Origin of the sequence: Pseudomonas frederiksbergensis, assembly GCF_017114915.1 — a bacterium.
GTDB lineage: Bacteria > Pseudomonadota > Gammaproteobacteria > Pseudomonadales > Pseudomonadaceae > Aquipseudomonas > Aquipseudomonas frederiksbergensis_I.
Genome location: NZ_JAAUOE010000079.1, coordinates 1 through 6,341, shown reverse-complemented (window position 1 = coordinate 6,341; position 6,341 = coordinate 1). Strand labels below are relative to the sequence as shown.

Below are 6,341 nucleotides of genomic sequence, written 5' to 3'. Positions count from 1 at the left end.
AATCTCTTGCGCAGTGGTTGCACGGGTATTACTCGAGCCACGCCACTCCTTACCCAGTAAAAGTCGAAACACTCCACCTTCTATCTGGAAGCAACTCGACTTACCAATCGAAATTTCGCCAGCAATTAAAGGACGCGCTGGGCGCACTGAAGGAGGCTTGTCACGCCCACAACGAGCTTTTTGACTATCAAATCCATGGGAATTTAGTGAAAATTAAAAAGACTCCAAGCAAAGCGCAACTCCGCCATCTGGCTAAGCGTAAGAGCGATAAAAATACCGTTACAGCAGGTATTTAGTACCGTCGTAGCGGGTAAAGATGCCGTCACAGCGCGTATCTCACCACGTCGCGGCAGGTAGAAAATACCGTTATAGCAAGTAGCCTTTCAGATACTTCGGCACTCCGCAACCAAGAAACGACGGGGCTTTCAGAAAAATCGGCTTACACTCTAATCATCTATAATCATTTATTAATCAGCGACGTCTATAGCTAAACTGTAAGCAGATGGCGAACAGACCTTCCGACCCAGGGCAATAAGGACGATTGTGTCCGTTCATGTTAAACGGACGCAATCGCCCTTAGCGTCAAGATCGCCAGCACCAACGTAAGTCCTACCCGATGTCCTTCAAGACTCAACTCGCTCAAAAATGCGGGCAACCAAGGATCACCTATATGATTTTCTCACCCTCTTAAAAGAAACCTAAACAAGCGCACAAAAATACTTTTTCTTTTCAACTGAGGAATAGGCTTAGCCAGCCGACGGGATCGATTAAGAAAATGAGCAACTTTATAATGAGCATTAGGAATACTACTGGACGCTCTCCAGGATTTCCTTAGCCGGTGAAACACCTCAATGATTTCGCCCTCCCTCTCTTTCGAAAAACCGACCATCGCACCGCCTACTTCAGAAGAAAGCAAGGGTAAAAATTTTATCCAATATATTTTACTCATCAGGTAAGGAACCATCCCCCCAGAATAATCTACTGCATAAAGCCTAGGGTAACCATCTTCAAACTTCAGACAAAAATTTGAAGTAAACCTAAAATTCAACGACCCATCGCCAACAGACAAATAATGTATTATAAAAATACCACGTTGATCACAAAATTTTTTGAGCTCAACAGTTATCTGCATTACTGACATAGGGACAAAATTCATAACGCCGTAGTGAACAAAACTTGGTGCAGGGGAAAGCCTCCCTAAGTATTTTTTTGAGGCCACCTCGCCTGGCAATGGTTCACTTACAGCATTCACACCACAAAGCTCTAAATCAGCCATAACACAGCTCCTTAAAATTTAATTAGAATATTCCCACATGAGAAACCATCAACAACTTGATGATGTCGTCAGTTTTTTCCATGCGGCTTAGGTGGCTCTCCCGATTTTCCGCACAGCGTCCACAACACACAAAACGCCCGCCAATGGTTGTAGCGGGTCGCATCACTGAGGTGGCGACTAGAGCGCCAATAGCGAATGACATGGCCAGCACCGACTTGGGCCAGCGAATGGGCGCCATCTGCGGCACAGAACGCGGCCAGGGCAAGCATCCGAGCGCGCTGCTGACGACGGTTGTCCTTGCCTCCTTTGCGCACATAACCGCGACTGAGGTTTTCGACTTCTTCGAGCAGCTTCATCCTCGACCCCCGATGTATTCCGCGACCACATCAATGCGGCCATGGCCCAGCTCAGCGCTGAGTTGCTCGCGTGCTACTCGATCCTGGTCTTTGTCGACAATTCCACCGGCAATCACCGGCGCGGGGTGACCGGTGAGTTGCTGGTAGCGCTCGCAGGCATAGGCGGCGCGCAAGTCGTGGTAGCCGGTAATGCCGGCCTGCTGCAGAGGCCCACGTCCTTGGCGTAGGGTGTTCTCGCGAAACTGTTTCCAGTTCTGTTCGACTGGAATCAGCGAGCGACCGGTTCCCTGCAGGGTGGCTGCACTCGCCAAGACGCTCAGCTGCCGCTCCTGACTAATGGGCACCGTTCGGGAGCATCCGCCCTTGGCACCGTCGACAATCGTCACCTGGCCGCACTCACGGGCTTCCTGCAGCGCCTTGTGGGCATTCAGCAGCGCCGCTTCCTTGCTGCGCAGACCCAGTTCACGAGCCAAATTGGCGACCGCAGCCGCTCGCAGCTGGTCATCACCACGCAGCTGTTCAAGACCGCGCTCGAGCACGGTCCGGTCCAGACCCAATGGCGGGGTGTCGCGCACCGCGCAGCGCTGAGCAATCCCACACGCCTTGGTCGGGCTGACACTGGGCCAGTTGCGCACCAGGTGCATGACCGTATTGATCGCACTCACCAGGTTCTGCGCATAAGCGGCTGATAACTCACCGCGTTGAACTTGGGCAGCGAGTTGCTGACCGTAGGCCTGCACCCCTTCGGGGCTGATGCGTTCCATCCGGCCGATGCCTTGGGCGCTGGCAGCGGAAGCAAACTGGGAAAAGCGTTCAGACAGGGTGGCCACACTTGAAAACGACAGCTCGCCGCGTTGAGCGGCCCGATCGAGGGCAATGCGGGCCGCCGAGGCCATGTTGCGACTGCCTAAACCATAATTACGAGACATGGCGGGTTCCTCCTGGAGTGAAAAGGGGGTAGGCCACGGCTCCGGAGGGCGTGGCTCGGGTGGTTGTCTGCTCAGGACCACAGGGATTCGGTAAGTTTTATTCGCACTCGATACGTTCGAGGCAACCGTGAGCAGGGCAGCTTTGGGGACGGGCGCTGCACTTCTTCCCGTACATTCCTGAGAACTTTGATTCGGCATTCTTCGAGTGCTGGCCCAGCTAGAGCTCCCACTGAAACTGGGGGCCCTCTCGATCCACGACTGCCGTCAGGACTGGTTTTTTGAGGTTATTGCGACTTTTCCAGCCTTTTCACGCGCATCGTGAAGGGCTGTAGCCCACGTCTGGCGCGGGTTGGGTGATGGCTGACAACAGCTGTTTCTGAACGAGCTTCAGAAACAGCTGTAAAGCAGGACGAGTCCGACAGACGCGCGGGCGATGACATGCCTCTGACGAGATGAAGAGGTGACGACATGCGTCTCTTCAGATTCAGCCTGTTTTGCAGCGTTGGGTAAAATCGTTCCAGTCTGCCGAAAGACCAGGTGCCGGGAGGCACATCAGGATGGGGCCCCACCACGAAAAAAAGGCGCAACTCGGCCGTGGAGGGTCGTTTTGATTTTTCATCCGCATGACGGCTGCGGATTTTCAAGTTTTAGCGCCGATTCGAGTCGGCTAAATATATTTAGGTGCAGCGTTTTGAATAAGGTTGGGTGACGCTGGTTTAGGTACAGCTTAAGGTTCTTTCAATGCTTTTAAAGCCACAAGGGCTTGGTTTTTAGGCTGTTTGTTTAGAGGGTTCAGCAACCCTTGCGTAGGGGAATCACTGATTTCGCTACGTGCCGTGGCAGCATAGCCAATCGGGTTAAGAGCGTCCAGAGCTGGGTTTTTCAAGGACAAGCTGCTGAGGAAAAGCTCGCTGTGACTCACCTCAGATCGTTAAAATTTTTCCCAGAACAACGTCGTACCTCGATGTCCGGTAAGAGCTCTTTATCAGGATGGCTTGTCGAGCAANTAAGAGCTCTTTATCAGGATGGCTTGTCGAGCAAGGTCTTCGGGCTGCTCAAGCCAGAGTGAAAAAATTTGCGGGTTGCCTCTTGAAACCCGAATCCCGTAGGGCACCCTGAAACCTCTCAGTCGGAGGAGCTGCTCTTGAATATCGTGAATAATCTCATCACCACTGTCCGGTCCGCTCTGAGTCGACCAGCAGCGGTATATACAACCGTAATTTATCCCACACGGGGTCAGGCAGTGATTGTGCATGATGACCTGGGTGTCGCCGCTGAGCGCTCCTGGTATGAGGACGCAAGAGTCATTTCGACAGCATCGTTGCTGAATACGGCCGCCTTCTACACGGTTGAGGATGACCTGATGAGCAGTGAATCGTTTGCAATGGCGGACTGTGCAGGGGACTCGATGGGCATGGGGCTCTACTCGATAAATCCGGCCACTGGGTTGCCAATGGTTGATGGGCTCATTGACGTGATGGGGAATCCCATGGGAATGGACTTACATGCTTTTGATGGATCCTCATTCGATTTTTCCAGCTCGAGCTTTTCCGACATGGACAACTGCGGCAGCAGTGGTTGTTCCCCATTTTCCGCGGACTCCAATTTTTGAGCGCGCGCTGCTGAATGACGCTCGGCTTAATCGACTGCGGTAGGTAGGACCGTTAACGCCCTCACTGGCCAACTGGGTGAGTTGTGGCGATATCGCGTTGGCGATTACCGGGTGACTTGCCACATTCAGGACGGCGCCTTACGAATTTTGGTGGTGCCGTTGGGCAACCGCCGTGAAACAGAAAGGAACCTCTTAAATGATGATCGAAATCCCCCCCATGCTGCTAGAGACCCTGGGGCGTGCCAATGAGTTATATATGCACGCCATGGTGACGGATGACCCCTTAAAAGCCGAGCGGCTAAAGGATGATTGGCGTATAGATATGATCATGCTGATGATAGGGCTCAATGAGGCCGTCGAGGCACAGCGTAACGCGGCTGGCGAGTAATCCGTAACGACCCGAAAGGAACCCCTCCATTTCGGCTCTACGTTACAATCAGTTGATTATTTAAGGCCTTTGCTGCGGGTGCTTACCAAAGTGCTAAGCGACTGGCACTGGAGAACCGAGCTCCAAGGGTACCCGTGTTCATGTATTGGCCTGACGTGCCCATCTGGAAATGATCGACAACATGTCAGGCTTTATCACGTGCCCACCGCCCCTAGAGCTCTGGGCTCGTCAGCACCGACCTTATGCGCAAACTCGTAGGGCGTAATGTGCTCTTCCCGGTTGGCGTCCAAGTAGTCAGCCCACCACGTCATCATCAGTCGGCGCTCTTCCAGGTGCTCAGCCTTGTGGATATAGGCAGCGCGCACGCCGTTGCGCTCTTGGTGGCTCATTTGCCGCTCAACCGCGTCACGCGACCATAGGCCGGACTCGACCAACGCGGAACAGGCCATAGTGCGGAAACCGTGCCCGCAAACCTCTATCTTGGTGTCGTACCCCATACGGCGCAGTGACTTGTTTACGGTGTTCTCCGACATTGGCCGCCAGTGGTAGTGATCGCCCGGCAACACCAGATCAAAACGCCCGCTTAGCCGGCGTATCTGCTCTAGCACTTCAAGCGTCTGGCGTGACAACGGGACAAGGTGCGGAGTCCCCATCTTGGCTCCTCGGTGCGACCTCTTGACGCCCTCGATTGGTGCCCGTTCGCCGGGAATCGTCCACATGCTCCGGGTAAAGTCGAACTCAGACCAGCGGGCAAAGCGCAGCTCACTAGAACGAATGAACACCAGTAGAGCGAGGCTTACAGCAAGACAGGTAAGCGGTCGTCCGGTGTCAGCCTCGCAGCGTTGCAACAACTCCGGCAACCGCTCAAGGGGCAAGGCCGGGCGGTGTTTGGTCTTGCGGGTGGCAGTCCCCCCCACCAGATCAAGCGCCGGGTTGTATTCGATGAAATCGCGCTGAACGGCGATTCGCATGATTCCGGCGATGCGCTGGCGCAGTCGCCCAACCACATCAAGCGCGCCGCGCTTCTCTACCACCTTCAGACAGGCCAGCAGGTCGCGGGTTTTCAGGTCGGATACGGGGCGTTTGCCCAGCATGGGGAAAAGATCGACCTCGATCTCTTTCAACACCCTGACCGCGTGATCCTTCGACCATTTTCCGGACATGCTGGCGTGCCATTCCAGGGCCAGCGCCTCAAAGGTGTTCCCCGCCTCACTGGCCGCCTCGATCTTTGCTTGCTTAGCGCTCTCGATGGGGTCTTGGCCATGCGCCAGCAACTCGAGTGCATCGGCTCGACGTGCGCGGGCGGCTTTCAGAGTGAGAGCCGGGTAGTTGCCGAACGTAGCCAGACCGGGCTTACCGCTTGGCTTTTTATACTTGAAGCGCCAGACCTTGGTGCCGGTAGCCTTTACAAGCAAAAAAAGCCCCTGCCCGTCGAACAGGGTGTAATCCTTTTCGCGGGACTTGGCGGCTTCACATTTGGGGTCTGTCAGAGGAGTTACGGTGCGCGCCATAGGTATACGCCTCGATATCGAACCGATATATACCTAAACGTATACCTAAATCGTGGGGCTGTACAGGAACATACGGGGATATTCAGACACAAAAAAACCGGCTATAAGGCCGGTTTCTCTAGGTTTCAGGTGTTTACGGGAACATCTGAAATCATACTATTGGTGCCCGAAGCCGGAATCGAACCGGCACGCCCTTACGAGCGGGGGATTTTAAGTCCCATGCGTCTACCAGTTTCGCCATTCGGGCGGTAGCGCGGTAAGCAGTCTGA

7 protein-coding genes and 1 tRNA gene are annotated in these 6,341 nt (G+C 54.2%); 3 read left to right on the top strand and 5 right to left on the bottom strand.

From position 1 onward, the window contains the following. On the top strand, positions 1–296 hold a 296-nt coding region (trfA, locus tag HCU66_RS26495), incomplete at its 5' end, for a plasmid replication initiator TrfA (RefSeq protein ID WP_277397083.1). Positions 297–679: 383 nt separating this feature from the next. Here the strand turns inward: trfA and HCU66_RS26490 are convergent. The 3 genes from HCU66_RS26490 to HCU66_RS26480 form a co-directional block, all read right to left on the bottom strand. Next, positions 680–1,276, bottom strand: coding sequence for a hypothetical protein (locus HCU66_RS26490; RefSeq protein ID WP_205891329.1), 597 nt, complete (start codon positions 1,274–1,276; stop codon positions 680–682). A gap of 68 nt (positions 1,277–1,344) precedes the next feature. Continuing rightward, positions 1,345–1,632, bottom strand: coding sequence for a hypothetical protein (locus tag HCU66_RS26485; RefSeq protein ID WP_205891328.1), 288 nt, complete (start codon positions 1,630–1,632; stop codon positions 1,345–1,347). Continuing rightward, the gene (locus tag HCU66_RS26480; protein WP_205891327.1) at positions 1,629–2,561 is read right to left on the bottom strand and encodes an integrase domain-containing protein; all 933 of its coding nucleotides are present in this window, start codon (positions 2,559–2,561) and stop codon (positions 1,629–1,631) included. The genes HCU66_RS26485 and HCU66_RS26480 overlap by 4 nt, the downstream gene beginning before the upstream one ends. 1,144 nt (positions 2,562–3,705) lie before the next feature. On the opposite strand from HCU66_RS26480, the gene HCU66_RS26475 reads away from it, so the two are divergent. Then, positions 3,706–4,173 carry a hypothetical protein gene (locus HCU66_RS26475; RefSeq protein WP_205891326.1) on the top strand — a complete coding sequence of 156 codons (468 nt, stop codon included), beginning with the start codon at positions 3,706–3,708 and terminating at the stop codon, positions 4,171–4,173. Between the two features lie 196 nt (positions 4,174–4,369). Then, a complete protein-coding gene (locus HCU66_RS26470) occupies positions 4,370–4,561 on the top strand; it encodes a hypothetical protein (protein WP_057395677.1) in 192 nt (63 codons plus the stop codon). Positions 4,562–4,755: 194 nt separating this feature from the next. On the opposite strand, the gene HCU66_RS26465 is transcribed toward HCU66_RS26470, so the two are convergent. Both HCU66_RS26465 and HCU66_RS26460 read right to left on the bottom strand, forming a co-directional pair. Then, positions 4,756–6,072 carry a tyrosine-type recombinase/integrase gene (locus HCU66_RS26465; protein WP_205891325.1) on the bottom strand — a complete coding sequence of 439 codons (1,317 nt, stop codon included), beginning with the start codon at positions 6,070–6,072 and terminating at the stop codon, positions 4,756–4,758. 160 nt (positions 6,073–6,232) lie between these two features. Beyond that, positions 6,233–6,319, bottom strand: a tRNA-Leu gene (locus HCU66_RS26460). Between the last annotated feature and the right edge of the window lie 22 nt (positions 6,320–6,341).

Bases quoted from the DNA above. Each gene is read 5' to 3' on its own strand.
- HCU66_RS26470 (WP_057395677.1), top strand. From the start codon at position 4,370: ATGATGATCGAAATCCCCCCCATGCTGCTAGAGACCCTGGGGCGTGCC.
- HCU66_RS26465 (WP_205891325.1), bottom strand. From the start codon at position 6,072: ATGGCGCGCACCGTAACTCCTCTGACAGACCCCAAATGTGAAGCCGCC.
- HCU66_RS26480 (WP_205891327.1), bottom strand. From the start codon at position 2,561: ATGTCTCGTAATTATGGTTTAGGCAGTCGCAACATGGCCTCGGCGGCC.
- HCU66_RS26485 (WP_205891328.1), bottom strand. From the start codon at position 1,632: ATGAAGCTGCTCGAAGAAGTCGAAAACCTCAGTCGCGGTTATGTGCGC.
- HCU66_RS26490 (WP_205891329.1), bottom strand. From the start codon at position 1,276: ATGGCTGATTTAGAGCTTTGTGGTGTGAATGCTGTAAGTGAACCATTG.